Consider the following 26,092-nt stretch of genomic DNA (forward strand, 5'->3'; position numbering starts at 1 on the left):
AAGAAAATGACCGACGCCATCCGTTATGAGAAAGGCCAGGACAATATCGTCGTCCTGACCATGGACATGCCCGGCCAGAGCGCCAACACCATGAACGGTGTCTACCGCGAGGCCATGGCCGCCACAGTGGCGCGCCTGGAAGCCGAGAAGGAGTCGATTGCCGGTGTGGTGATCACTTCCGCGAAGAAGACCTTCTTCGCCGGCGGCGACCTCAATGAACTGATCAAGGTGACCAAGGCCGATGCCCAGGCCTTCTATGAAGGCATCCTGGTGCTCAAGGGCCAGCTGCGTCGCCTGGAGACCCTCGGCAAGCCGGTAGTCGCCGCCATCAACGGCGCGGCCCTGGGCGGCGGCTGGGAAATCTGCCTGGCCTGTCACCACCGCATCGCCCTGGACGAAAGCCACGTCCAGCTCGGCCTGCCGGAAGTCACCCTGGGCCTGCTGCCAGGAGGTGGCGGCGTGGTGCGTATGGTGCGCCTGCTCGGCCTGGAGAAGGCCCTGCCGTACCTGGCCGAAGGCAAGAAGGTGCGCCCGGACCAGGCACTCAAGGCCGGCCTGATCCATCAGCTGGCTTCCAGCCGCGACGAGCTGCTGAGCAAGGCCCGTGAGTGGATTGCCGCCAACCCGGCCGCCAAGCAGCCGTGGGACAGCGCTGGCTACAAGATCCCCGGCGGCACGCCATCCAGCCCGGCCGTGGCGCAGATGCTGGCCATCGCGCCTTCCGTGCTGCGCGATAAGACCAAGGGCTGCTTCCCGGCGCCGGAGAAGATCATGTGCGCCGCCGTCGAAGGCGCGCAGGTGGACTTCGACACCGCTCAGCTGATCGAGGCGCGCTACTTCACCGAGCTGACCACCGGCCAGGTGGCGAAGAACATGATCGGCACCTTCTGGTTCCAGCTCAACGAGATCAACGCCGGCAAATCCCGTCCGCAGGGTATCCCGCCGCAGCAGACGAAGAAGGTCGGGGTAGTCGGTGCCGGCATGATGGGCGCGGGCATCGCCTACGTCTCGGCCGCCGCCGGCATCGAGGTGGTGCTCAAGGACGTTTCCCTGGAGTCGGCAGAGAAGGGCAAGGCCTATTCCGCCGGCCTGCTGGACAAGAAGGTCGGCCGGGGCCAGATGAGCGCCGAGAAACGCGATGCCTTCCTCGCGCGGATCAAGCCGACCGCCAGCGACGCTGACTTCGAAGGCTGCGACCTGATCATCGAAGCGGTGTTCGAGGACCGTGGCCTGAAGGCCAAGGTCAGCGTTGCCGCCGAGTCTGCCGCGCTGCCCGATGCGGTGATCGCCTCCAACACCTCGACCCTGCCGATCACCGGCCTGGCTGAGGCGGTAGCGCAGCCGCAGAAATTCATCGGCCTGCACTTCTTCAGCCCGGTGGACAAGATGCCGCTGGTGGAGATCATCCGCGGCGAGAAGACCGACGACGCCACCCTGGCCCGCGCCTTCGACTACGTCCTGCAGATCAAGAAGACCCCGATCGTCGTCCACGACAGCCGTGGTTTCTTCACCTCCCGCGTGTTCGGCACCTTCACCAACGAAGGCCTGGCCATGCTCGGCGAGGGTGTGTCGGCGGCGATGATCGAGAACCAGGCGCGCCAGGCCGGCATGCCGGTGGGCCCGCTGGCGATCAGCGACGAAGTCTCCATGAGCCTGATGACCCACATCCGCGAGCAGACCCGCAGGGATCTGGAAGCAGAAGGCAAGCAACTGCCCAGACACCCGGCCTTCGCGGTGGTGGACCTGATGGTCAACGAGTACAAGCGCCCGGGCAAAGCCGCCGGCGCCGGCTTCTACGACTATCCCGCCAACGGCAAGAAGCACCTGTGGCCGGAGCTGAAGCAGCGCTTCGAGAAGGCTGACGCGCAGATTTCCGCCGAGGATGTGCGCGACCGCATTCTCTTCGTGCAGGCCATCGAGACGGTGCGCTGCGTGGAGGAGGGCGTGCTGACCTCCACCGCCGACGCCAACATCGGCTCGATCTTCGGCATCGGCTTCGCGGCCTGGAGCGGCGGCGCACTGCAGTTCATCAACCAGTACGGCCTGAAGGACTTCGTCGCCCGCGCCGAGTATCTGGCCGAGCAGTACGGCGAGCGTTTCCTGCCGCCGGCGCTGCTGCTGGAGAAGGCCGCACGTAACGAGCAGTTCTGACCGTACCTGCAAGAAAAACCGGCCCTGTGCCGGTTTTTTCTTGCCTGTGCAAACCGTAGGATGGCGTCTTCCCCTTCAGCAGGATCGCTCCGATGACGCCTCCCGCTTTGTTGATCATCGACCAGCAGAAAGGCATGCGTGACAGCCGCGAGCCGCGCAACAACCCGCAGGCCGAGCAGCGAATCGGCGACCTGCTGGCGGCCTGGCGCCGGGAAGGTTGGCCGCTGGTACATATCTGCCACATGTCGCGCACGCCGGGCTCGCCGTTCTGGCCGGGACAGCCGGGCGCCGAGTTCCAGGAGGCGCTGGCACCGCTGGAGCATGAGCACGTGGTGGAAAAGAACGTCCCCGACGCTTTCATCCACAGCGGGCTGGAGCGCTGGCTGCGTGTGCGGGATATCGGGGCGCTGGTGATCTGCGGCGTCAGCACCAACAACTCGGTGGAGGCCACGGCGCGCACGGCGGGCAACCTGGGCTTCACTACGCAGGTCGTCGCCGACGCCTGTTTCGCCTTCGACAAGCGCGATTTCAACGGTGTGCAACGCAGTGCCGAGGAGGTCCACGCCATGTCCCTGGCCAACCTGCAGGGCGAGTACGCGCAGGTCCTGGACACGAACTCGCTGCTGCAAAGGCTGTCCATCGGCTGAATCCTTGCCAACCGGCCGTCACTCCTGTGCATCCGTGCAATTGAAGGAAGTCGGTTTTTCCGGTATTTCCCCTGAAATTCCTACACAAGAATCGGCCTCGGCATCTTGTGTGGTGAAAAAATAGGGCGTAATTTTCACGCGCGTTTCATCAGTGTCAGGAAAACCATTCTTATCAGCCGCCAACCCCCCAGGAATCACCCCTGCATGTCGTTGCACATCTGCATTCTGGAAACCGACATCCTCCGCCCCGAACTCATCGATCAGTACAAGGGCTATGGCTGGATGTTCCAGCAACTGTTCGCCAAGCAACCCGTTCCGGCCGAGTTCACGGTCTACAACGTGGTGGAAGGGCATTACCCGCCCGAAGATGAGAAGTTCGACGCGTACCTGGTGACCGGCAGCAAGGCGGACTCCTTCGGCACTGATCCCTGGATCCAGACCCTCAAGGACTACGTGCTCAAGCTCTACCAGCGCGGCGACAAGCTGCTGGGTGTGTGCTTCGGCCACCAGCTGCTGGCACTGGTGCTGGGCGGCAAGACCGAGCGCGCGAGCCAGGGCTGGGGCGTGGGTATCCACGATTACCGCATCGAGGAGCAGCCGGAGTGGATGAGCCCGGCGCCGGGCGATGGCCTGACCCTGCTGGTCAGCCACCAGGACCAGGTTACCGAGCTGCCCCACGGCGCCCGTCGCATCGCCTCCAGCGACTTCTGCCCGAACGCCGCCTACGCCATCGGCGACCAGGTGTTGTGCTTCCAGGGCCACCCGGAGTTCCAGAGCGACTACTCCCAGGCGATCCTCGAGCTGCGCAAGCACATCTTCAGCGAGCCGGTATTCCAGTCCGGCATCGACAGCCTCTCGCGCCCGCACCAGGGTACGGCGGTCGGCGAATGGATGATGCGCTTCGTCCAGCAGGGGCGTGATGAAAAGAAGAGCGCGGCCTGACTCCTGCCGTGTTGACTGAAAACGCCGCTCAATCGAGCGGCGTTTTCGATTCTGGAGACGGCGTATCGGCAAACGGCTTTTGTAGGATGGGCGGAGCTTCCCGGGGGCATCTGTAGCTTGCGGTCAGAGCCAGTCGGCCTGCTTGAAGCTGATGTAGAGCCCGACGCAGCCCAGCGCCAGCAGCCCCATGATCAGGAAGTAGCCGTAGTGCCAGTGCAGCTCCGGGATGTACTCGAAGTTCATCCCGTAGATGCCGGCCACGGCGGTGGGGAACGCGAGGATGGCTGCCCAGGCGGCGAACTTGCGCTGCACCACGCTCTGCCGCGAGGACTCCAGCGCCAGCCCGACCTCGATGGTCTGGCTGGCCACGTCGCGCAAAGTGGTGAGGTCTTCGAGCAGGCGGTTCACGTGGATCGCCACGTCGCGGAAGTAGGGGCGCATCTGCTTGTCGATGAAGGGGAAGTCCAGGCGCTGCAGCTCCTGGCAGATTTCCACCATGGGCGCGGCATAGCGCCTGAGCCGCAGTACTTCACGGCGCAGGCCGTAGATCTTTTCGATCTGCTCCTGGGTCAGCGACTTGCGCAGCACCTCTTGTTCCACCTCCTCAATCTCCGCACGGATCGCCTCGACCACCGGCTCGTAATTGCTCATCACGAAATCCAGCAGGGCGTAGAGCACGAAGTCGGTGCCATGGGCCAGCAGCAGCGGTCGCGCCTCGCAGCGCTGGCGGACCTGGGCGTAGGACTGGGAGAAGCCGTGGCGCGCGCTGATGATGTAGCCGATGCCGGCAAAGAGGTGGGTTTCGACGAACATCAGTCGGCTATCGGCGCGGATCGGTGAGTAGATGACGATGAACAGCGCGTCACCGAAGGTTTCCAGCTTCGGCCTGCTGTGCTTTTCCAGCGCGTCTGACACGGCCAGTTCGTGCAGGTTGAACTGCCGTTGCAGGTTGAACATCTCTTCCGGCGTTGGCTCCTGCAGGCCGGTCCAGACGAAGTGGTCGGGCTGACACGCCCAGCGGTAGCCGTCCTCGAGCGGGATGTCGGAGACCTTGCGGCCCTTGCTGTAGACGGCGGAAGCGATGACTCGGCCCATGCTCAAGCCCACCCTGCTGCTGGATAGGTCGTTCTGCAGGGATTGAGTGTTGGCCAGCCTGGCGCGACGCGCCAGCGAAGCGGAATCAGGAGTGAGGCGTGAGCGCTTCCTGGAGCCCTTGCAGTGCCACGGGCACCGCCTGGTTGAAGCGTTCGAAGAGCCCGCTGCGGTCGATGTTGTCCACCGGGGCACGGCGCGCGCCGTCGAAGCCGGCGCTGAGGGCGGTGACCACCAGGATCACGATGGTGTAGAGCCCCAGGGCGGCGAGGGCGCCGTTGCGGGCGTAGCGGTGGGCTTGGCGGTTCATGCTGGCGACTCGGGTCAGGGGAAGTGATGGCCCAGTGTCGCTTTGGTCATTTCGATTGAATAACGATGCCGGTTGGTTCCCGGTATCAGGCAAATTGATAGATGGCGGCGCTACGACCAGACGCAAGGAGGTGAGTGGCGGGACGCTATCGGATGTTTCCGGAACTCTGGCGGGCTTCATGGCTGCTTGACCCTCGTCAGGGAGGGGAGGCGACGGGCGTGGCGGCCGTCGAAAAGCACTGAGGTTGCGTCATCGTCCCTGAAAGGCCCGGCATCACGCCGGGCTTTTCGCTTCGGGCAGGGTTGCATGACGTCACCTGCTGCAGGCGGCTGGCGGGATGTGAGGGTTTCAGCCCTGCTTGGAAGCGGCTTCGACATTCACCTGGCTGGCGGACTGCTCGGACTGTTGTTGCTGAATAGCGGCCTGGGTCATGTGAACCATGCGGTCCTGCATCAGCGGGGACTCTTCGGCAAAGCTGGCCTGGGCGGCGAAGGCGGTAGCGGCGGCCAGTACGCCGGCGGCGATGATGTTGAGTTTCATGATGAACACCTCTGGGTTGGTTTGTTTCGGGTTCATCTATAGGTTAATGCGTAATAATTTTTGAAAAATAGCAAACAGGCTTAATCAGTATTGCTATTTAGGTAATAGTAATGGCATGAAAAAGCCCGGCACCAGGCCGGGCTTTTGGTCATCGGGCGATCAGGCCAGGTGGTTCCGGTCCAGCTCGATGGACTTGTCCAGGGTTTCCAGCAACTGCTTGCGCACTTTCAGCTTGGTGTTGCGGTGGGCGGTCATGTTCAGCTTCTTCAGGTGCTGGGCGGCCTCCAGGGCAGCGGCCTGGAGTTGTTCGGCCGGCACCACCTTGTCGAGGAAACCGGCGTCCACGGCGTCGCGCGGGTTGAACATTTCGGCGTTCACCACAGAGCGGGTGAAGGCGGAACGGCGCAGGCGGTCACGGGCCAGTTCGATGCCGACGTGGTGCATGGTCATGCCGATGGCCACTTCGTTGAGGCCGATCTGGAACGGCCCGTCGACACCGATGCGGTAATCCGCCGAGAGCAGGATGAAGGCGCCCTTGGCCACGGCGTGGCCGGTGCAGGCGACGATGACCGGGAACGGGTGGGACAGCATGCGGCGGGCCAGGGTGGAGCCGGCGGCCACCAGGTTCACGGCGTTTTCCGGGCCGGAGGTCATCACCTTGAGGTCGTAGCCGCCGGAGAGGATGCCCGGCTGGCCGGTGACGATGACGATGGCACGGTCCTTCTCCGCCTGGTCCAGGGCCTGGTTGAAGGCTTCGATGACCGCCGGGGAGATGGCGTTCACCTTGCCGTTGTTCAGGGTCAGGGTGGCGATGCCGTCTTCGAATTGGTAGCTGATCAGCTCACTCATGGCAGAGGGTCCTGGGTTGCAGTCCTTGGGTTGGAAGTGGCCAGAACATACTGACGCAGGCCTGGTGCGTAAAGCGTTTTGACTGACTGATGAGTCAGCCGCATGCCACTAAATTCGGGCGATTTCTGTGCGCTGTGCACGCAAATTCCGACGGCGTTCGTGGAGAGGTCTCAGGCGTACTGTTAAGCTGCCAGTATCCCTGCGTCCCGCTCTCGCACAATCCAGGATGTGCCTGCCATGTCGAAGATTCTCAAGTGGTCCCTTTTTGCCGTCGTGGCGATCGCCCTCATCATCAAGGCGTCGCTCTGGCTTTCCGTACGCAGCGTGGTGAACGAAGCCATCGCCCGCGTCTCTCCGTTCATGGAGATCACCTATGGCGGAATCTCTTCGTCCTTCGACGGCCGTGTCGGTCTGCAGAACGTGGTGATCAGGGTGCCCATGGCCGGTGACAGCCTGAAGGTCTCCCACGCCCAGTTGAAGTTCAATGGGCTGCGCGAGTTGCTGAGCTTCAAGGAGCGTCTGGATGAGGGCAAGCTGCCGGAGCAGATGGCAGCAGACCTCAAGGGCGTCGAGTTGCAGATCCACGGTCCGTTCATGCAATCGCTGTACGCCAAGCCGGCAGAGAAGAGCGCCTTCACTGCCATGAGCGAAGTGGCCTGCGGCAACGTCCGCAACATCGGCGTCGATGAGTTGCTGCAGATGGGGTACCGCACCCTCGAGTCGGATATCGAGTTTTCCTACCGCATGCAGCCGGGCGCGCAGACCCTGACCTTCGACCTGCGCAGCGACACTCGCGACATGCTCGACATGCACACCAGCATGACACTGATGAACGTTTCCGAGCGTCCGGGCGACATGCGCGTGAACCCGCCGCGGGTATCCCAGGTTGTCTTCGAGATGAACGACAACCAGTACCAGCGCCGGGTCAGCGAATTCTGCCGTGGCAAGCTGGGCGTCGATCAGAAAGCCTACACCGCGCTGTCGCTGGAGAAATTCGACAAGGCCTTGCGCCAGCAGCGCGTCGCGCTCGACAAGCCGCTACTCGAGGCCTATGGCCGTTACCTGGAAGATCCGCGTTCGCTGCGCATCGAGCTGATGCCCAGTGAGGGAATGGCCTGGGGCGGTCTGCAATTTTTCGAGCCCAAGGATGTGATCCAGATGCTGCATCCGGTCGTCTTAGTGAACCAGCAGTCAGTCACACCGCTGGGGTTCGCGTGGGTCGATCCGGCTAAGGAAAAACTCACGCCGGAAAGCCAGTATCAAATGGTTTCGGCCCCGGAAACGGTTGAGTCGCAGGCCAAAACGCAGCAATATGAGTTCGTTAGCGTTGAAAGTCTTGCCCAGTACACAGACAAGCGCCTGCAGTTCATCACGTTTGATGGTGCCTATTATCAGGGTGTGCTGCACAAGGTGGAGAACGGCCGAGTCTATATCACCGTCATGATCGGGACGGGCTCGGCGGAAATGTTCCTCCGCCTGAACAAGATCAATCAGGTGCGGGTCATGTTGTGAGGCCCTGCGAAGGAGAGAGCAAGTGAGTGAGTCGTTGTCCATCCAGCATGATGAAACCAGCCACCAGTTCGTAACGACTGTTGATGGTCATCGCGCCTATCTGGCCTACATGGATCTGGGCAAGCAGACGCTCGACATCTACCGCACCTTCGTTCCGGACAGCTTGCGTGGTCGCGGCATCGCCGCCGCTCTAACCGAGCATGCGCTGCAGTTCGCCGAGCGCAAGGGCTATAGCGTCATCCCGTCGTGCTCCTACGTCGAGCGCTACCTGGAACGCCGCCAGCGTCACACCGATACAGCGCTCTGACGTTCAGCGCGCTGAAATGAAAAAAGCCCGGCCAATGCCGGGCTTTTTCTTTGGCTTTTCGTAGGAGTGAGCTTGCTCGCGAATTGCCTGACGCTGGCGCTGGCGGAGACTCTGTTCGCGAGCAAGCTCGCTCCTACAGGTTCATCCCGCGAGGCGGCGGAACAATAAAAAAAGCCGGGCAGATGCCCGGCTTTTTCGTTCGTGCCTTGAGCGTCAGCCGCGCTGGCGCTTGGGCAGGACTTCCTTGAGCTTGGTGTGCATGCTGCGCACGGCCTTCTCGGTGGTGTCCCAGTCGATGCAGGCATCGGTGATCGACACGCCGTACTGCAATTGGCACAGGTCCTTCGGGATCGGCTGAGCGCCCCAGCCCAGGTGGCTTTCCACCATCAGGCCGACGATGGAGTTGTTGCCTTCGGCGATCTGGTTGGCGACGTTGTCCATTACCAGCGGCTGCAGGGCGGGGTCCTTGTTGGAGTTGGCGTGGCTGCAGTCGACCATCACGTTCAGCGGAATCTTCGCCTTGGTCAGTTCCTGTTCGCACAGGGCGACGCTGACCGAGTCATAGTTCGGCTTGCCGTTGCCACCGCGCAGCACCACGTGGCCGTAGGCGTTGCCCTTGGTGGTGACGATGGAGACGCCGCCTTCCTGGTTGATGCCCAGGAAACGGTGCGGGCTGGATACCGACTGCAGGGCGTTGATCGCCACGGTCAGGCTGCCGTCGGTGCCGTTCTTGAAACCGACCGCCGAGGACAGGCCGGAAGCCATCTCGCGGTGGGTCTGGGATTCGGTGGTGCGCGCGCCGATGGCCGACCAGCTGATCAGGTCCTGCAGGTACTGCGGGGAGATCGGGTCGAGCGCCTCGGTGGCGGTGGGCAGGCCCATTTCGGCGAGGTCGCGCAGCAGTTGGCGGCCGATGTGCAGACCGTCCTGGATCTTGAAGGAGTCGTCCAGGTACGGGTCGTTGATCAGGCCTTTCCAACCGACCGTGGTGCGCGGCTTTTCGAAGTACACGCGCATCACCAGGAACAGGGTGTCGGAGACTTCCGCAGCCAGCACCTTCAGACGCTCGGCGTATTCGTGGGCGGCCTTGATGTCGTGGATCGAGCAGGGGCCGATTACCACGAACAGGCGGTGGTCCTTGCCGTCGAGGATGTCGCGGACGACCTGGCGGCCGTTGGCGACGGTGCGCAGGGCGGCGTCGGTCAGGGGGATTTCGCGCTTGAGCTGCTCCGGCGTGATCAGTGTCTCGTTGGAGGCAACGTTAAGGTCGTCGATCTGTAAATCAGCCATCGTGGTACTCAATCAGGTCACGGGTGCCGGCCGCCAGAAATCCCCGTGCGATGGGGCGCAGGCAGAGGTGTCGCTAAGGGGAACCCGAACCTTAACCGTTCAGGCGTAGCCTCGACAATGGCTCGATGCAGGAAAATGCCCGCAACACGGGCATTTGCGCGACTTTCTGCGGGGCGCTGGTCAGACCGCGCAAAACATCGGGAAGTCGGCGGCGTTCTGCGCGATCCACTCCAGCGCCAGGGTCTCGAAGGGCAGGCTGCTGCCGCTCGCCTGTTCCTGCTGGCGACGGTACTGCTCGATCTGGCAGACCTGCTCGACCATGCGCGCCCGGAACAGGGTGTCTTCGTCGATGAAGGCAATGCCTACGCGGTAGTCGCTGGCCTGCTTGCGGCTCCAGGCGATGACGCCGGGGTAGCAGGCGGAGTCGCCCAGCAGGGGAATGCGCAGCTCGATGGAGGTGCCGCGGCGAAAGCCCCGTGGCGAATTGCACGCGACGCCGCCGAGGCTGATATTGTGCAACCGCTGGCGCGGCAGGAAAGTCTGTTTGCGGATGACCAGCTCGACCGGAAAATCGCACGGGTGGCGCAGGAACTGACGCATGACGGAACGCTCCGACTGCAATCTTTATAGTGGTGGCACCTTGAGTATAGTGCCGGCCCTGGAGCTGACCGACCTGGATGCCGACCGCCGGCTGCTGGAGCTGCCGGGCGTATCGCTGCTGATTTTCACCGGCGCTGGCTGCTCCACCTGTCGCTGGGCGCGGCAGGTGCTGCCGCAGTTCCACCTGCCCATCGACCGCCTGTGCTGGATCGACGCCGGGCACAGCGGCGGCCTGGTCGAGCGCTATGAGGTCTTCCACCTGCCGTCCCTGTTCCTGGTGCGCGACGGCCACTTCCTGGGCCCGGTCCACGCACCGCTGCGCCCCGAACCCCTGACCCAAGCCCTGCGCGCTGCCCTGGCGCGCCCTGCTGAGGAATTGCCTTGATGAATCTGCGAATCGGCATCATCGGAACCGGCGCCATTGGCGGTTTCTACGGCCTGATGCTGGCCCGCGCCGGCCATGACGTTCATTTCCTGCTGCGCAGCGAGTATCCCGCCGTCGCCCAGAACGGCCTGCGTCTGAACAGCCAGGTGCACGGCGCGCTTAGCCTGTCGCCGGTGAACGCCTACGACGATGTGGCGAAGATGCCGTCCTGCGACTGGCTGCTGGTGTGCGCCAAGACCACCAGCAACGCCGACCTCGCGCCGCTGATCATTCAGGCCGCTGCGCAGGGGGCGAAGGTCCTGTTGCTGCAGAACGGCCTCGCCGTGGAGGACGAGTTGCGCGCGCTGCTGCCCGACCACATCCACCTGCTCGGCGGACTCTGCTTCATCTGCGTGCACCGCGCCGAGCCGGGTGTGATCGAACACCAGGCCTTCGGTGGGGTGAACATTGGCTATCACTCGGGCTCCGCGCAGGAGGCCGAAGCGCGCCAGGCGATCGTGGAGGAGGGTGCCGCGCTGTTCCGCAGCGCCGGCCTGGACTCCAATGCCATGCCCAACCTGGAGCAGGCGCGCTGGCAGAAGCTGGTCTGGAACATCCCCTACAACGGTCTCTCGGTGCTGCTCGACAGCGGCACGCGGGTGATCATGGGCAACCCCGACAGTCGCACCCTGGTGGCCGAACTGATGGAGGAAGTCATCGCCGGCGCCGCCGCGTGCGGGCACTCGCTGCCCCAGGGCATAGTCGGGGCGATGCTCAGCTCCACCGATGCGATGCCGGACTACCTGCCCAGCATGTACCATGATTTTGCCCAGCGCCGGCCGCTGGAATTGGGCGCCATCTATGCGGCGCCTCTGGAAGCTGCGCGCAGGGCGGGGCGCGAACTGCCGAAGATCGAGGCACTGTATCGCGCGCTGCGTTTCATCGACGCGCGCAACCAGACTCGCTGACGAGCACCGGGGGGGAAGCATGGCAAAAGGGCTGGGCGACAAGCTGGTGGTGGCGATCTCCTCGCGGGCGCTGTTCGACCTGCGGGAAAGCCATCAGGTCTATGAAAGCGAGGGCGTCGAAGCCTATCGCCAGTACCAGATCGACCGCGAGGACGAAGTCCTGCCGCCGGGCGATGCCTTTGCCCTGGTGCAGAAGCTGCTCGCCCTCAACGGCGGGACCGACAGCGCGCCGGTGGAAGTCGTCCTGGTATCGCGCAACAGCGCCGATACCGGCCTGCGCGTATTCAATTCCATCCAGCATTACGGCCTGGGCATCTCCCGCGCCGCCTTCGTTGGCGGGCGCAGCCCTTATCCCTACCTCAAGGCGTTCAACTGCCACCTGTTCCTCTCCACCCACATAGAGGACGTGCGCAACGCGCTGGACGCCGGCTTCGCTGCCGCGACCATCCTTTCCGGCGGCACCCGCCGGGAAGCCAATGGCGAGCTGCGCTTCGCCTTTGACGGCGATGCGGTGCTGTTCTCCGACGACTCCGAGCGCGTCTACCAGCAGGGTGGCCTGGAGGCCTTCCAGACCCACGAGCGCGAGTCCGCCCGTGAGCCATTGGGTGGCGGCCCGTTCAAACCCTTCCTGAAGGCGCTCAATCGCGTGCAGCAGGCCTTCCCCCAGGAGTCCTGCCCTATCCGCACGGCGCTGGTCACCGCGCGCTCGGCCCCGGCCCACGAGCGGGTGATCCGCACCCTGCGCGAGTGGGACATCCGCCTGGACGAGTCGCTGTTCCTCGGTGGCCTGGACAAGGCCGCCTTCCTCGAAGCCTTCGCCGCCGACGTGTTCTTCGACGACCAGCCGATGCACTGCGAGAAGGCGCGGGAAGTGGTGGCGACCGGCCATGTTCCCCATGGCGTGAGCAACGAGAAGAAGGTCGCCGGTTAGTCGCCCGGCCGCGACATCCGGCCTTCTCGGAGCGATTCGCGTTCTCCTGCTACGCTGCTGGATAGGCCCCGCCGCGCAGGCAGTCGAGGAGGCCGCATGATCCGAACGATTCTTTACGCCACCGACCTCGGTCTTTACGCCCCCTACGTCCTTCAGCACGCACTTTCGCTGGCCCGTGCCTACGGAGCCGAGGTGTATGTCGTGCACGCGGTCGAACCGCTGGGGCTGTTCGCCGAGTCCGTCCTGCAGACCTACCTGGATGAAGGCACGCTGAACGAGATGCGCACCAACGGCCTGACCAACGTCATGGGCAGCATCGAGCAGCGGGTGATGGAAGGGTTCCGCGATGAACTGGGGGAAGCGCGCCAGGACGCCGAGCTGATCCGCTCGGTGCGCGTGGTGCAGGGGGACGCGCCGATGGTGATTCTCGACGAGGCCAAGCGCCTGGACGTCGACATCATCGTCGCCGGCAGCCACAGCCATGGGGATGGCCTGAACACGCCGCTGGGGCGCACCGCCGCGCGCCTGGTACAGCTGGCCGAAGTGCCGGTCTACCTGGTACCGATGCTGCAGCACCGCTGAAGGCTTTGTGACGATACGTCGGGCAAGCCCGGAATTTCCGTGGGGCTTTAGACGAATGGCATGCAGGGCGAAAAAAAACGTCTAGTTTTATTCCTTAAACCATTAATATGGTTATAAAACGACAAGCCCCTGATCGCGGGTCGCGACATTCATTTCGAGGAAAGTCCATGAAGCTTCAGCAACTGCGCTATATCTGGGAAGTCGCGCACCACGATCTGAACGTCTCGGCCACCGCCCAAAGCCTGTACACCTCCCAGCCCGGCATCAGCAAGCAGATCCGCCTGCTGGAAGACGAGCTGGGCGTCGAAGTCTTCGCCCGCAGCGGCAAGCACCTGACCCGCGTCACCCCGGCCGGCGAGCGCATCATCACCACCGCTGGCGAGATCCTGCGCAAGGTCGAGAGCATCAAGCAGATCGCCCAGGAGTTCTCCAACGAAAAGAAGGGCACGCTGTCCATCGCCACCACCCACACCCAGGCGCGTTATGCACTGCCCGGCGTGATCAGCGGCTTCATCAAGCAGTACCCGGACGTCTCCCTGCACATGCATCAGGGCACGCCGATGCAGATCGCCGAGATGGCCGCTGACGGCACCGTCGACTTCGCCATCGCCACCGAGGCGCTGGAGCTGTTCGGCGACCTGATCATGATGCCGTGCTACCGCTGGAACCGCTGCGTGATCGTGCCTCAGGGCCACCCGCTGACCAAGGTGCCGAAGCTGACCCTGGAACTGCTCGCCGAGCAGCCCATCGTGACCTACGTATTCGGCTTCACCGGCCGCTCCAAGCTCGACGAAGCCTTCAACCAGCGTGGCCTGGTGCCGAAAGTGGTGTTCACCGCGGCCGACGCCGACGTGATCAAGACCTACGTGCGCCTGGGGCTGGGCGTGGGCATCGTGGCCCACATGGCGGTCGATCCGAAGCTCGACAGCGACCTGGTGATGCTCGACGCCAGCCACCTGTTCGAGTCCAGCGTGACCAAGATCGGGTTCCGTCGCGGCACCTTCCTGCGCGGCTTCATGTGCGACTTCATCGAGAAGTTCGCCCCGCACCTGACCCGCGACCTGCTGGCCAAGGCCGTGCAGTGCCACAACAAGACCGAGCTGGACGAGCTGTTCGACGGCATCGAACTGCCGGTCTACTGATCGCCTCCGCTCTCGAAAAAGCCCGGCAGATGCCGGGCTTTTTCATTGCTGACTTCAGTGGATGCGCCAGCGCAGCAACAGCAGGGCGGCGAAGGCCAGCGCCGCGCCGATCAGGAAGGTCCAGCTGGCGCCGAAACTCTGCCACAGCCAGCCGGCCAGCACGCTGGCCAGCAGCATGGCGATTCCGCTCGCGAGGTTGAACACGCCGAAGGCGGTGCCCTTCAGGTCGGCTGGCGTGGTGTCGGCGATCAAGGTCGCCAGCAGCCCCTGGGTGAAGCCCATGTGCAGGCCCCACAGTGCGACGCCGACGAGCATCAGCGGCGTGGAGTCAGCCCAGGCCAGCAGCAGGTCGGCCGCCACCAGCAGGAGCATGCCGATGGCCAGCAGGCCGGTGCGGTCGGTGCGGTCCGACCACCAGCCCACCGGGTAGGCCGAGAGCATGAATACCAGGGCCATCACCACCATGACGATTGGTGTCCAGGCCATCGGCAGGCCGATGTCCTGGGCGCGCAGCACCAGGAAGGCTTCGCTGAAGCGCGCGAGGGTGAACACCGCGCCGATGCTGACCACCCACCAGTAGCGCGCCGGGAAGCTGCGCAGCGCATCGCGATGGATCGGCGAGCGGAAGCGCTGGGTGCCTTCGGCCTGTTCCGGCTCCTGGACGAAGAAGACGATGGCCAGCACCGCGACGCCGGCCGGAATGCAGGCGAACCAGAACACCAGCGGCAGGTTGTTGCCCAGCCAGAGCATCAGCACGATGGCCAGCAGCGGGCCGGCGAAGGCGCCGACGGTATCCATGGACTGGCGCAGTCCGAAGCACGCGCCACGGATCGACGGCGGCGAAACGTCCGCGATCAGTGCATCGCGTGGTGCGCCGCGGATGCCCTTGCCGATACGGTCGAGCAGCCGCGCGGCGAAGATGGTCTCGCCGGAGGTAGCCAGCGGGAACAGCGGCTTGGACAGCGCCGCCAGGCCGTAGCCGAACAGCACCAGGCCCTTGCGCCGGCCGAGGTAGTCGCTGATGGCGCCGGAGAATACCTTCACGATCAGCGCGGTGGCTTCGGCAATGCCTTCGATCAGGCCCACCGCGACCATGCTCAGGCCGAGGCTGCCAACCAGGAACAGCGGCAACAGGCTGTGCAGCAGTTCGGAGGACAGGTCCATGAACAGGCTGACGAAACCCAGTGCCCAGACGGTGGCGGGAATGCGGGGGCGTCTGCGATCCGTGCCGTCGGCCATGGCGAAACATCCTTGTGCGTCAGGGAAGGAGAAAACAGTCTGGCCGAACGGGCATCAAGAAAGCGTCAAAGACGACGCTCAGAGGCGATCGAGGTCGTCGCGCTGGGCCAGTTCGGCCAGCGCTTCGCGGGAGTCCAGCGGGAGTTCGCCACGGCCTTCCAGAACTTCATGGAGGAAGCTCATGAACACCGTGTAGACGACCTCGCGGCCATCATCGTGGCGGACGACAAAGAACGGCGCGGTGTCCACACCGTACTGCGCGGCGACCAGCCAGCCAGTGCTGGCGGGGTTGCGCTCATCGGCGACCAGGGTGCGGTCGATTCGACTCAGATAGCCGCCCTTGACCAGGCGTTCGTGGACTTCGCGGCACTTGCGGCAGTCCTGGCCGTCGGCCAGGACCTTCTTCACCAGGGTGATGCGCATGGGATCGGCTCCGCCGCAGGCATGCAGGCGTCCGATCCTGGGCTGCGGGCTGACAAGGAAATTTCCGTCAGCCGAGGGTACGGCTTCAGGCCTTGCTGATCAAATTGCCGGCGTGCAGGCCGCACTCTTTCTGCGTGGCTTCTTCCCACCACCAGCGGCCTTCGCGCTCGTGCTGGTTCGGCAGCACCGGGCGGGTGCAGGGCTCGCAGCCGATGCTGATGAAGCCGCGCTCGTGCAGGCTGTTGTAGGGGATTTCCAGCATGCGGATATAGGCCCAGACCTCTTCGCTGCTCATGTTCGCCAGCGGGTTGAACTTCACCAGCGGTTTCTCCGGGGTGGAGAAGGCGCCGTCCACCTCGACCACGGCCACCTGGCTGCGGGTGCCGGGGCTCTGGTCCTTGCGCTGGCCGGTGGCCCAGGCGGTCACGGTGGACAGCTTGCGCTTGAGCGGCTCGATCTTGCGGATGCCGCAGCACTCGCCATGGCCGTCCTTGAAGAAGCTGAACAGACCCTTTTCCTTGACGAACGGCTCCAGCAGGCGCGGGTCGGGGGTCATCACTTCGATGGCGATGCCGTAGTGCTCGCGAACCTGCTCGATGAAGCGGTAGGTCTCCGGGTGCAGGCGGCCGGTGTCCAGGCTGAACACCTTGACGTTCTTGTTGAGCTTCCAGGCCATGTCCACCAGCACCACGTCCTCGGCGCCGCTGAAGGAAATCCACAGCTCGTCGCCGAAGTGCTCGAAGGCAAGCTTCAGGATGTCCTGTGGGGCTTTGCTGGCATAGCTCGCGGCGATTTCCGCGATATCGAACGGGAGGCTCATCAGGCGGTATTCCTAGTTTTAATGGCGCAAGGCGCTCTGTGGGCGCGATGGTAGCAAAGAGGGGGATATGCCCCTAAATAACCATCAGGAAGGTCGACTGTGGTGTTTGGGTATAAGTGGTGCGTTGCACCGCCTGGAGCGAGCGGCTAGAGTGCCGCCTCTCAAGTCAAACCTGCGGGGAAATCGTTCGTGGAAATCGCCTGTCTCGACCTGGAAGGGGTTCTGGTTCCGGAAATCTGGATCGCCTTCGCTGAAAAAACCGGTATCGAAGCGCTGAAGGCGACGACCCGTGACATCCCGGATTACGACGTGCTGATGAAGCAGCGTCTGCGCATCCTCGACGAGCACGGCCTGAAGCTGTCCGACATCCAGGAAGTGATCGCCACCCTGAAGCCGCTGGAAGGCGCGGTGGAGTTCGTCGACTGGCTGCGCGAGCGCTTCCAGGTGGTGATCCTCTCCGACACCTTCTACGAGTTCTCCCAGCCGCTGATGCGCCAGCTCGGTTTCCCGACCCTGCTGTGCCACAAGCTGATCACCGACGAGACCGATCGCGTGGTGGATTACCAACTGCGCCAGAAGGACCCGAAGCGTCAGTCGGTCATCGCCTTCAAGAGCCTGTACTACCGTGTGATCGCCGCCGGCGACTCCTACAACGACACCACCATGCTCTCCGAAGCCCACGCCGGCATCCTGTTCCACGCGCCGGAAAACGTGATTCGCGAGTTCCCGCAGTTCCCGGCCGTGCACACCTATGAGGACCTGAAGAAGGAATTCCTCAAGGCGTCCAACCGCCCGCTCAGCCTGTAATACCGGCTGTGACGAAAAAGCCCCGCTGATGCGGGGCTTTTTGTTTTCTACGTTTCTGTCAGAGGCTTTCCAGGGTCCGCAGCAGCACGCCCACCTTGGTCAGCGATTCCTCGTATTCCTCTTCCCATTTCGAGTCGGCCACGATGCCGCCGCCGGCCCAGCAGCTTGCCTGGCCGTCCTTGACCAGTACGGTGCGGATGGCGATGGAGCTGTCCATTTCGCCGCGCACATCGAGGTAGAGCAGGCTGCCGCAGTAAATGCTGCGCTGGGTCGGCTCCAGCTCGTCGATGATCTGCATGGCGCGGACTTTCGGTGCGCCGGTGATGGAGCCACCGGGGAAGCTGCCTTCGAGCAGGTCCAGCGCGTCCTTGCCGTCCGCCAGTTCGCCACGCACGCTGCTGACCAGGTGGTGGACGTTGGGGTAGGTCTCCACCGCGAACAGCTCGGGCACACGCACGCTGCCAGGGCGGCAGCTGCGGCCCAGGTCGTTGCGCAGCAGGTCGACGATCATCAGGTTCTCGGCACGATCCTTCTCGCTGGCGAGCAGGGCATCGGCATTCTGTCGGTCGGCCTCTGGGGTGTCGCCGCGCGGGCGGGTGCCCTTGATCGGGCGGGTTTCCACCTGCTTGCCGTGGAGCTGGATGAAGCGCTCCGGCGACAGGCTGAGGACGGCGCCTTCGGGCAATGCCAGGTAACCGGCAAAGGGCGTAGGGCAGGCCTCGCGCAGCGCGCGGTAGGCCAGCCAGGGCGAGCCCTGGCAGGGCGCACGGAAGCGCTGCGTGTAGTTCACCTGGTAGCAGTCGCCAGCGAGGATGTAGCCGTGCACCCGCTCCAGCGCTTCGCGGTACTGCTCGCGGCTCAGGTCCGGACGGAAGGGCGCAGCAAGCTGGAAGGGCGGCAGCGCTTCATCATCGTGGGCGTTCTCGAACAGCGCGATCAGACGCTCCCGCTCGCTCGTCGCCAGTGACGGGTGGAAAACCAGCTGGCTGCTGCGCTCCTCGTGGTCGGTGACCAGCGCCCAGGCATACAGGCCCAGGCGTGCGTCGGGGAGAGCGAGGTCGTCGAGGTTCGGTTCGGGCAGGTGCTCGACGCGCCGGCCGAAGTCATAACCGAGATAACCGATCATTCCGCCGACGAATGGCAATTGGTGATTGTCCGGGACTTTTGCCTCGCCCAGGCTCTGCAAGGCGGCTCTTGCGCGAGCGAAGAAGCGCTTGGCCGATTCGTCGGCGGTTGGTGCCAGTTCTGCCAATGGCCAGGCGCTCAGAAGGTCATAGCGTCCACGTGTGGCAATGGGTCGACCGGCGTCCAGGAGTACGGCGCCGGGTGCCCGATGAATCAGGGCGAAGCGTTCGCCCGGGTCTTCCCGGTAAGGAAGCGGGTACAGAAAACAGTCAGGCATGGGTAACAGCGTGCAGGCAAATGAGGTGATCAGGTCGGCTGAAGTGTCGATCCTAGAGCTATTTCTTCAGTTTACGTAGGAAAAGCATTCTGATAAGAAGTGACGAATCCCACGCGGACAGTGCTCCGTACCAACAACGATAATGACATAGGGATACAGGCCGTGGATGTAGTGCTCGAGCCCGCAGCCGGCAGCCTTCTGCGCTCCAGATTAACACCCCCTCGGGTGCCTGCTGATTATTTGATTCGTCCCGAGGTCCAGAATGCCCTGGACCGACATCCTTATGCCTCGATCCTGTCGTTCTCGGCGCCCGCCGGCTTCGGCAAGACCACCGCACTGGCGGCGCTGGCCGGCAAGCGTGCAAGCGAAGGCCACAAGGTCGCCTGGCTCTCCCTGGAGAGTGACGACGACGATCCCGGTCGTTTCTGCCTGAAGCTCATCCAGGCCCTGGCTACCTCCGTGCCGGGCACTGGCGAGGATGCGCTGGGCTACGTGCACAACACCATGCGTGTGCCCGTGGTCGCGGTCATGGAAAGCCTGCTGATGGACCTCTCCCGCGACGAGCGCAAGGTCCTGCTGGTACTCGACGACCTGCATGAGATCACCCATTCCGACGTCTTCGCCGGCCTCAATCGCCTGGTGCAGTACGCGCCGCCCGGCCTGACCCTGGCCATCGGCAGCCGTTCCCAGCCGCCGCTGAACCTCGCTACCTGGCGCGCCAAGGGGCTGCTGCTGGAAATCGGCCAGGACGAGCTGCGCCTGTCCCGCGACGAAACCCGCGAGTACCTGGCCCGCGATGGCCTGCAACTCGAAGATAGCTGCCTGAAGTCGCTGCACAACCAGACCGAAGGTTGGATGGCGGGGGTTCACCTGGTCAGCCTGTGGCTGCGCCAGCAGCCGGGTGCTCCGGAAGACCTCAGGCTGCTCAGCAGCGACAAGGCGGCGGTGGGTGATTACCTGCTGCGCGCGGTGTTCGAGCGCCTGCCGGCCGACGTGCAGGGCGCCCTGCTGTCCCTGGGGATCGCCAATCGCCTGAACGGCGATCTGGCCAACACCCTGACCGGTCGCCAGGACGGCCAGGCGCTGCTGGAGCACCTGGACAGCATGCAGCTGTTCCTCCTGCCGCTGGACCGCGACCGCCAGTGGTACCGCTTCCACCAGCTGTTCGCCGACTTCCTCCGCGCCCGCCTGCGCGAGCGCGACCCGGAGCGCTTCAAGCAACTGCACTTCAACGCCAGCCTGTGGTTCACCAATCACCACATGCCGACCCTGGCCATCGAGCACGCCTGTCTCGCTGAGGACCCGGAGATGCTAGCCGCGCTGGTCGATGGCTGCGGCCTGGAGCTGATCAACCGGGGCCAGCTCTACCTGATCTCGCGTTGGCGCAAGCATGTGCCGAACGAGATCGCCGAGCGCTACCCGATCCTCGTGCTCAGCGACGTCTGGACCCGTGCCACCGAGCTCAGCCTGCCCGAAGCCAATCGCATGATCGACGAGCTGCTGGCGCGCTGGGGCGACTCGCGCGGCAACGGCCCGATGGGCAACCAGTACCTCTCGGCGCTGGCGGTGAAAGCCGTACTGGCGCTGCAGAAAGATGACCTCGAACAGTGCATTACCCTGGCTCGCAAGGTGGAGAGCCAACTGGGGCAGAACTCGGCGTTCCTCGAGGGCGCGATCCTGCTGATCGCCGCCTTCGCCCAGGTCGTGCGTGGCCAGGCGGAGCAGGCACGTCGCCTGATGGGGCTGGCGCAGCAGCGCAACCACTTCCTCGATGGCCGCTACCTGCACATGCAGCAATGCACCATCGAAGTGGTGCTGGCGCTGGAGCAGGGACACGTCAACCAGGCGCAGATGCTCATCGAGCGCGTACGTGAGCAGGCCATGCCGCTGTTCGACAAACGCTCCCAGGCCCTGGCGTTGCCGGCCATCGCCGAAGCGCTGACGGCCTACTACCGCACCGAACTGGATGGCCTTGAAGAACGCCTGCGCTGGGCGCTGGGCCGGGTCGACGTGGTCAATCCCATCGACCTGTACGCCCAGGGCATGCAGTGCCTGGCGCGCATCCAGCGCCTGCAGGGCCGCGGCAAGGAAGCACTGGCGACTCTGGGGCTGATGCAGACCCTGGCTTCGCGCAACCAGTCCTGGCGCTTCTTCGCCATGGCGGTGGGCGAGGAGATCAACCTGATCCTCCAGGAAACCGCCACCGACCGCTGCAAGCGCGCCGAGCAGCGGCTCAAGGCGATCGACTGGGCAAAGCTCGCCAGCCACTACAAACAGATGCCGTTCAACCCGGTGCTCTGGGTGCAGGGCATCAGCCGTGTGCGCCTGCTCCAGGCGCGCGGGCACTTCAGCGAGGCGTTGCACGAAATCACCCAGCTGCGCGGCATGCTGCAGCCGGGCTGGCACGGCCTGCAACGGCTGCGCCTGGACTTGCTGGCGGCCCTGAGCTACCAGCGCCTGGGCTACCAGGAACGCTCCCACAGCCTGCTCGGCCAATGCCTGGTCGGCGCCGAGCGGGAAGGGGTGCGGAGCATTTTCATCGAGGAAGGCGAGGGGATTCGCCAGTTGCTGCAGCAGCTGGAGTCCACTGAGCGACAACCGGCGCTGCAGGTCTTCATTCGCGGAATGTTGACCGTCTGGCCGGGGCAGGAAGCACGCAGGTCACCCGAGGTGCTCGAGGAAGGTCTGACCGACCGCGAGCGCGAGGTGGTATGCCTGGCGGCCCAGGGACTCTCCAACGAGGAGATCGGCCAGCAGCTGTCGCTGGCCCTGGGCACCGTCAAATGGCACCTGCACAACATCTACGAGAAGCTCAAGGTGCGCAATCGGACCCAAGCGATACGCCGTGCCCGCGAGCTGAGTCTGCTCTGACATGACGACCCTGACCACACTGCCGCAGCAGCCCATGCCGCTGCTGCGCACCAAGCTGTTCCCACCGCGCACCGACAGCGATTCGCTGCTGCCGCGCCGCGCCCTGATCGACCGCTTGTATGCCCACCGCCAGCAGCGCGTGCTGATCCTCAGTGCGCCGGCCGGGTTCGGCAAGAGCACCATTCTCAGCCTGTTCCGCCAGCGCCTGCTGGAGGGTGGCGCACGGGTCGCCTGGATGTCCTGCGACGAGGGCGACAGCGAGCCGCAGCGCCTGGTGCAGTACCTGGTGGCGAGCATCCGCAGCGTCGAGGCGGATTTCGGCACCAACACCTCGAACCTGCTGCAGTCGGACATGACCCTGCCGCTGGAAGGCATCATCGACGCCTTCCTTTCCGACCTGCGTCGCCTCGACGGGCCGATCTACCTGCTGCTCGACGACTTCCACCAGATCCGCCACCCGGCGCTGGCCCACGGTGCGCGCTACCTGATCGAGCACCTGCCGGACAACATCCGCCTGGTCACCAGCACGCGCTATCGCCCGCGCTTCCTGGTCGACGAGCCTGGCCTGGCGCCCTGGGCCTTCTGCCTGAGCGGCGACGACCTGCGCCTGACCCGCGAGGAAACCGACACCTTCCTCACCGAACTCAAGGGGCTGGCCCTGAGCGACAGCGAGCTCAAGCTGCTGCATAAACGCACCGAAGGCTGGATCACTGCGCTGCATCTCGCGGCCCTGGCGCTGGCGCGCAACCCGGACCGCGCGGCGCTGCTCAAGGGGCTTTCCGGTACCGAGCGCGACCTTGCCGACTACCTCGCCGAGGACGTTCTGCGCAGCCTGCCCGAACCGCTGCAGCAGTTCCTCGACCAGACCTCGGTGCTCGACGAATTCTGCGCTGAACTGTGCAACGCCCTGACCGGGCGCCGCGATGGCCTGGACATGCTGATGCGGCTGCAGAACGAGCAGTTGTTCATCATCCCGCTGGATGACCAGCGCGAGTGGTTCCGCTACCACCACCTGTTCGCCGAATTCCTCCAGGGCCGCCTGGCGCGCAACTCCGATCCGACGCCGCTGCTGCATGCTGCCGCGCGCTGGTGCGAGGGTCGCGACATGGCGGACCGTGCGATCAAGTACGCCCTGCGCGCCCGCGACTACGCCTTCGCCGCCGACCTGCTGGAGCGCCAGGGCGCCAAGCTGATTGCCGGCAACCGCGTGTACGGCATCCTCGGCATGCTCAGCAGCATTCCCGCCGAGGTGATCCGCGAGCACCCGGTGTTCCAGATCTTCTACGCCTGGCAACTGGCCTTCGAGCAGAAGTTCGCCGAGGCCGAGGCGCTGATCGAAGAGCTCAGCGTCCGGCTGCTGCAGGGGCAGGGCAAGGTGCGCCACTTCGGCATGGCCGAATTGCTCGCCGTGGCCCAGGTACTCAAGGCGCTGGTGCTGCTCTACCAGGACAAGCTGGAGGCCTGCCTGAAGGTGGCGCGCCAGTGGCTGGCGCTGGTGCCAGGCAACCAGCCGGTGTTCCGCGCCAGCCTGTCGTGCATCCAGGCGGCGGCCTATGCGCTGCTGGGTGACTACGCCGAAGCGGCGAACGCTATCGGTGTCGCCCGCGATTGCCTGCGCATGGCCGACAGCGAATACCTGCAGGTCGTCGTCAGCATGATCGAGGCGCTGATCTGCAAGGAGCGCGGTGAGCTGGAGCGTGGGCGGACCATCGCCGAGAGCGCGCGCAGCCGTGTGGAGCGGGTCTTCGGCCGGCGCAGCCGGGTCGGAGGACCGTTGTCCCTGGCCTATGCCGATCTGCTCTACGAGCAGGATCGCCACGCGGCAATTCTCGCCGAACTGCCGCTGGCCACCACCTGGCGCGACGTTGCCACACCGGTTGAGCTGATCAGTCGTGGCCAGTTGGTGATGGCCAAGGCGCGATTCTTCGCTGGTGAGGCCGAACAAGGGTTGGCCCAGCTCGACGAATGGCTGGTTGGCCTGCAGTCGCCGGGCTACGAGCGGGTGCATGCGCTGGCCATGAGCTGCAAGGTGCAGCTGCTGCTGTGGATGCGCCGGCCCAACGAGGCCGAGCGCGTGTGTCTGCAACTGGCGCGGCACCTGTCAGGGCTCAACGCCGAACGCTACGCCGATGCCCACGCGGCGCTGGTGATGGCGGAGGCGCGCCTGGCGCTTTCCGAGCGCCACGCCGAACGTGCGCAGCAGCGTCTGGAATCGTGCCTGGCGGGCTTTACCTCGCCCTATCAGCGCGACCGGCGGCTGCGTCTTTCGCTGTTACTTTCTGTGGCGTATTGGCAGAAAGGTAACAGCGAAAAAGCCTTCGCTCTGTTCGCCCCCACCCTCGAGGAAGCCTGGAACCTGGGTTACCGGCGCCTGTTCCAGGACGACGCCCTGTGGCTACTGCCGCTCTGGGAGGCCTGGAAAGGCGCCGAACCCAAGCGCGCATCGGCCTGGCAAGGGGTGGCCGAGATGCTTCGCGAACAGTGCCGCAGGCTCTCTGTAGATCCCGAAAGTTTCGATGAAAATCAAGATGTTAGCCATCGCGAGCGGGAAATCCTGCGGCTCGTGGCGGCGGGTTTGTCGAACCGGGATATCGCCCAGGCGGTGCATCTGTCGGAGGCCACCATCAAGTGGCATCTGCACAACCTGTTCGCCAAGCTCGGCGTGCGCAGCCGCACCCAGGCGGTACTCAAGGGGAAGAGTCTGGGACTGCTCAGCGAAGCTTGAGTCGGACGGTTGGTTTTGCGCCATCCCTTGGATGGGCTGGCAGGCTCACGGCGGGTCAGTAGCTTGGAGACCAGGACGAGAAGCTTCGTGCTTCACGAATCCATACCCGCGGCGCCTAAGGAAGAAGTCGGGGGTCTGGAAGATCGGCAGCAGCCGGTCAACCTGCAGCGGGGTAGGACGCCCCTTGCAGTGCCTGGGGCAACCCCACCTGAACACTGGAGAGTTATAACAATGAAAATCAAGCAACTGGTTCTTGCAAGCGCAGTTCTGGCCGCTCCGTTCCTGGCACATGCCGACATGAAATCCATGGATGACGCTGCACTGTCCGGTATCACCGGCCAGGATGGCATCAGCATTTCCGGTACCTTCAACGCCTCCATTGGCGCTGTCACCTACAAGGACGCCGACACCAACGGCGGTTCCCTGGTCCTGCAGGGTATCCACCTGCCGAGCGTGACCATCGCCGACAACGCGCCGATGACCGTCGACGTGGTGAAAACCAACATCACTCCGGTTGGCGGCGGCACTGCCGTAGCCACCGAACAACTGGCCATCGGCCTGCCCACCGTGACCGGTGACGTCACCATCGACGCCGTCAAGGTAGGCACCGGCGGCGCCAGCATTGGTTCGCTGACCGTTTCCAACCTGAACCTCGCCGGTTCGACCGTGAAGGTCTGGGGTCACTGATCCCGAAGGTTGAAGCGCAGTACCCCTTGCCGGCGCCTGCCGGCGAGGGTCTTCCAGGAATGACTTCCAGAATTTGAAGCGAGGGGTGGGATGTTCGAGATTCTGCTGGGAAGCCTGCTGGGCCTGTTCGGTTTTACCCAGGCCGTGGATACCAAGCCGCAACAGCAGGGCACAGTGAACATCTCGCAGCCGCTCACGCCCAACGGTCCCTTCCGTGAGTCGGTCCAGCTCGAGCCGATGAGCCAGGTGCAGTTCCGCAACGTCATCCGCCAGGCCTACGACTACAGCTGCGGCTCGGCGGCGCTGACCACGCTGCTGGACTACTACCTGGGCCGCAACCTGGAAGAACGTCAGGTCATGGAAGGCCTGATCAAGTACGGCGAGGCCGACAAGATCGTCCAGCGCCGTGGATTCTCACTTCTGGACATGAAGCGCTATGCCGCCGCACTCGGCTACAAGAGTGGCGGCTTCCGTGCCGAGTTCTCCGACCTGGACTCGCTCGAACACCCGGCGCTGGTGCCGATCCACTATGCCGGCTTCAAGCATTTCGTCGTGGTCCGCGACGTCTACAACGACCACGTCTTCGTTGCCGATCCTGCCTTGGGCAACATCAGTTTCACCCGCGCCCGTTTCGAGGAAATCTGGGACCAGAACGTGCTCTTCGTGATCTACCCCAGCGGCCAGGAGCCCAGGAACGCCCTGGAGCTGAAGGAGGCCGACATGCGCCTGGTGGACGACCGGACCGTGAGCCTGCTGGCATTCCGCGAGTTCCCGGAGATGAGCAAGGTCACCCAGAACCAGATTGGCACAGCCGCCACGAACGGAGATGTCCAGTACATCCGGCGCAAGTGATCGCCCGATCGGCCCATACGAATAAGAACAAGACCAGGG

General features: G+C 64.3%; 25 protein-coding genes. 15 read left to right on the top strand and 10 right to left on the bottom strand.

Features of this window, described 5'->3' with window-relative positions; genetic code table 11:
* The first annotated feature begins 6 nt into the window (after positions 1-6).
* From IB261_RS10280 to IB261_RS10290, 3 genes are all read left to right on the top strand, one after another.
* Positions 7-2,151 (top strand): 3-hydroxyacyl-CoA dehydrogenase NAD-binding domain-containing protein, encoded by a 2,145-nt coding sequence (locus tag IB261_RS10280; protein ID WP_192383189.1) that lies wholly within the window; start codon positions 7-9, stop codon positions 2,149-2,151.
* A 92-nt stretch (positions 2,152-2,243) separates the two neighbouring features.
* Complete coding sequence (locus tag IB261_RS10285) at positions 2,244-2,798, top strand: cysteine hydrolase family protein (RefSeq protein ID WP_192383187.1); 555 nt, start codon at positions 2,244-2,246, stop codon at positions 2,796-2,798.
* 204 nt (positions 2,799-3,002) lie between these two features.
* Positions 3,003-3,740 carry an amidotransferase gene (locus IB261_RS10290; RefSeq protein ID WP_081520599.1) on the top strand — a complete coding sequence of 246 codons (738 nt, stop codon included), beginning with the start codon at positions 3,003-3,005 and terminating at the stop codon, positions 3,738-3,740.
* 123 nt (positions 3,741-3,863) lie between these two features.
* Here IB261_RS10290 and IB261_RS10295 read toward each other — a convergent pair whose 3' ends face one another.
* The 4 genes from IB261_RS10295 to IB261_RS10310 all read right to left on the bottom strand — a co-directional run bounded on the left by IB261_RS10295 (position 3,864) and on the right by IB261_RS10310 (position 6,531).
* Entirely contained in the window at positions 3,864-4,835 is a 972-nt protein-coding gene (locus tag IB261_RS10295; protein ID WP_081520665.1) for a magnesium and cobalt transport protein CorA, read from the bottom strand.
* Positions 4,836-4,920: 85 nt separating this feature from the next.
* Positions 4,921-5,142, bottom strand: coding sequence for a hypothetical protein (locus IB261_RS10300; RefSeq protein ID WP_081520598.1), 222 nt, complete (start codon positions 5,140-5,142; stop codon positions 4,921-4,923).
* A gap of 348 nt (positions 5,143-5,490) precedes the next feature.
* The gene (locus IB261_RS10305; protein ID WP_192383186.1) at positions 5,491-5,682 is read right to left on the bottom strand and encodes a hypothetical protein; all 192 of its coding nucleotides are present in this window, start codon (positions 5,680-5,682) and stop codon (positions 5,491-5,493) included.
* Positions 5,683-5,841: 159 nt separating this feature from the next.
* Entirely contained in the window at positions 5,842-6,531 is a 690-nt protein-coding gene (locus tag IB261_RS10310; RefSeq protein ID WP_045208591.1) for a crotonase/enoyl-CoA hydratase family protein, read from the bottom strand.
* A gap of 237 nt (positions 6,532-6,768) precedes the next feature.
* On the opposite strand from IB261_RS10310, the gene IB261_RS10315 reads away from it, so the two are divergent.
* Both IB261_RS10315 and IB261_RS10320 read left to right on the top strand, forming a co-directional pair.
* Positions 6,769-8,043, top strand: coding sequence for a hypothetical protein (locus tag IB261_RS10315; protein WP_192383184.1), 1,275 nt, complete (start codon positions 6,769-6,771; stop codon positions 8,041-8,043).
* A gap of 22 nt (positions 8,044-8,065) precedes the next feature.
* Positions 8,066-8,350, top strand: a complete 285-nt coding sequence (locus tag IB261_RS10320) for a GNAT family N-acetyltransferase (RefSeq protein WP_024765462.1) — start codon at positions 8,066-8,068, stop codon at positions 8,348-8,350.
* 213 nt (positions 8,351-8,563) lie between these two features.
* On the opposite strand, the gene IB261_RS10325 is transcribed toward IB261_RS10320, so the two are convergent.
* Positions 8,564-9,640, bottom strand: coding sequence for a 3-deoxy-7-phosphoheptulonate synthase (locus IB261_RS10325; protein WP_081520596.1), 1,077 nt, complete (start codon positions 9,638-9,640; stop codon positions 8,564-8,566).
* 180 nt (positions 9,641-9,820) lie between these two features.
* Complete coding sequence (locus IB261_RS10330) at positions 9,821-10,240, bottom strand: PilZ domain-containing protein (protein WP_081520595.1); 420 nt, start codon at positions 10,238-10,240, stop codon at positions 9,821-9,823.
* On the opposite strand from IB261_RS10330, the gene IB261_RS10335 reads away from it, so the two are divergent.
* The 5 genes from IB261_RS10335 to cysB all read left to right on the top strand — a co-directional run bounded on the left by IB261_RS10335 (position 10,239) and on the right by cysB (position 14,227).
* Positions 10,239-10,625 (top strand): YbbN family protein, encoded by a 387-nt coding sequence (locus IB261_RS10335; protein ID WP_151186546.1) that lies wholly within the window; start codon positions 10,239-10,241, stop codon positions 10,623-10,625. The two genes, IB261_RS10330 and IB261_RS10335, sit on opposite strands and share 2 nt — an antisense overlap.
* On the top strand, positions 10,625-11,572 hold the full coding sequence (locus tag IB261_RS10340) for a putative 2-dehydropantoate 2-reductase (protein WP_192383182.1): 948 nt from the start codon (positions 10,625-10,627) through the stop codon (positions 11,570-11,572). Before IB261_RS10335 ends, IB261_RS10340 begins: the two co-directional genes overlap by 1 nt.
* A gap of 19 nt (positions 11,573-11,591) precedes the next feature.
* On the top strand, positions 11,592-12,503 hold the full coding sequence (locus IB261_RS10345) for a 5'-nucleotidase (RefSeq protein WP_081520592.1): 912 nt from the start codon (positions 11,592-11,594) through the stop codon (positions 12,501-12,503).
* Between the two features lie 96 nt (positions 12,504-12,599).
* A complete protein-coding gene (locus IB261_RS10350) occupies positions 12,600-13,085 on the top strand; it encodes a universal stress protein (RefSeq protein WP_081520591.1) in 486 nt (161 codons plus the stop codon).
* Positions 13,086-13,252: 167 nt separating this feature from the next.
* A complete protein-coding gene (gene cysB, locus IB261_RS10355) occupies positions 13,253-14,227 on the top strand; it encodes an HTH-type transcriptional regulator CysB (protein ID WP_024765699.1) in 975 nt (324 codons plus the stop codon).
* 54 nt (positions 14,228-14,281) lie between these two features.
* Here cysB and IB261_RS10360 read toward each other — a convergent pair whose 3' ends face one another.
* From IB261_RS10360 to IB261_RS10370, 3 genes are all read right to left on the bottom strand, one after another.
* Complete coding sequence (locus tag IB261_RS10360) at positions 14,282-15,466, bottom strand: MFS transporter (RefSeq protein WP_081520590.1); 1,185 nt, start codon at positions 15,464-15,466, stop codon at positions 14,282-14,284.
* A gap of 78 nt (positions 15,467-15,544) precedes the next feature.
* Complete coding sequence (locus tag IB261_RS10365; protein WP_081520589.1) at positions 15,545-15,889, bottom strand: hypothetical protein; 345 nt, start codon at positions 15,887-15,889, stop codon at positions 15,545-15,547.
* Positions 15,890-15,974: 85 nt separating this feature from the next.
* A complete protein-coding gene (locus IB261_RS10370; protein WP_081520588.1) occupies positions 15,975-16,709 on the bottom strand; it encodes a phosphoadenylyl-sulfate reductase in 735 nt (244 codons plus the stop codon).
* Between the two features lie 189 nt (positions 16,710-16,898).
* Here IB261_RS10370 and thrH point away from each other — a divergent pair, with 189 nt between their 5' ends.
* Positions 16,899-17,516, top strand: coding sequence for a bifunctional phosphoserine phosphatase/homoserine phosphotransferase ThrH (gene thrH / locus IB261_RS10375; protein ID WP_024765701.1), 618 nt, complete (start codon positions 16,899-16,901; stop codon positions 17,514-17,516).
* Positions 17,517-17,574: 58 nt separating this feature from the next.
* Here the strand turns inward: thrH and pabB are convergent, their stop codons facing one another.
* Positions 17,575-18,918 (bottom strand): aminodeoxychorismate synthase component I, encoded by a 1,344-nt coding sequence (gene pabB / locus IB261_RS10380; protein WP_192383181.1) that lies wholly within the window; start codon positions 18,916-18,918, stop codon positions 17,575-17,577.
* Positions 18,919-19,080: 162 nt separating this feature from the next.
* Here pabB and IB261_RS10385 point away from each other — a divergent pair, with 162 nt between their 5' ends.
* The 4 genes from IB261_RS10385 (at position 19,081) to IB261_RS10400 (ending at position 26,053) form a co-directional block, all read left to right on the top strand.
* Positions 19,081-21,789 carry a winged helix-turn-helix domain-containing protein gene (locus IB261_RS10385; RefSeq protein WP_192383179.1) on the top strand — a complete coding sequence of 903 codons (2,709 nt, stop codon included), beginning with the start codon at positions 19,081-19,083 and terminating at the stop codon, positions 21,787-21,789.
* A 1-nt stretch (position 21,790) separates the two neighbouring features.
* Positions 21,791-24,514, top strand: a complete 2,724-nt coding sequence (locus IB261_RS10390; RefSeq protein ID WP_081520585.1) for a winged helix-turn-helix domain-containing protein — start codon at positions 21,791-21,793, stop codon at positions 24,512-24,514.
* Between the two features lie 231 nt (positions 24,515-24,745).
* Positions 24,746-25,201, top strand: coding sequence for a DUF6160 family protein (locus IB261_RS10395; protein WP_017516894.1), 456 nt, complete (start codon positions 24,746-24,748; stop codon positions 25,199-25,201).
* Positions 25,202-25,291: 90 nt separating this feature from the next.
* The gene (locus IB261_RS10400) at positions 25,292-26,053 is read left to right on the top strand and encodes a C39 family peptidase (RefSeq protein WP_081520584.1); all 762 of its coding nucleotides are present in this window, start codon (positions 25,292-25,294) and stop codon (positions 26,051-26,053) included.
* The last annotated feature ends 39 nt before the right edge of the window (positions 26,054-26,092 follow it).

This window comes from Pseudomonas sp. PDM20 (assembly GCF_014852575.3).
In the GTDB taxonomy this organism is placed as follows: Bacteria; Pseudomonadota; Gammaproteobacteria; order Pseudomonadales; family Pseudomonadaceae; genus Pseudomonas.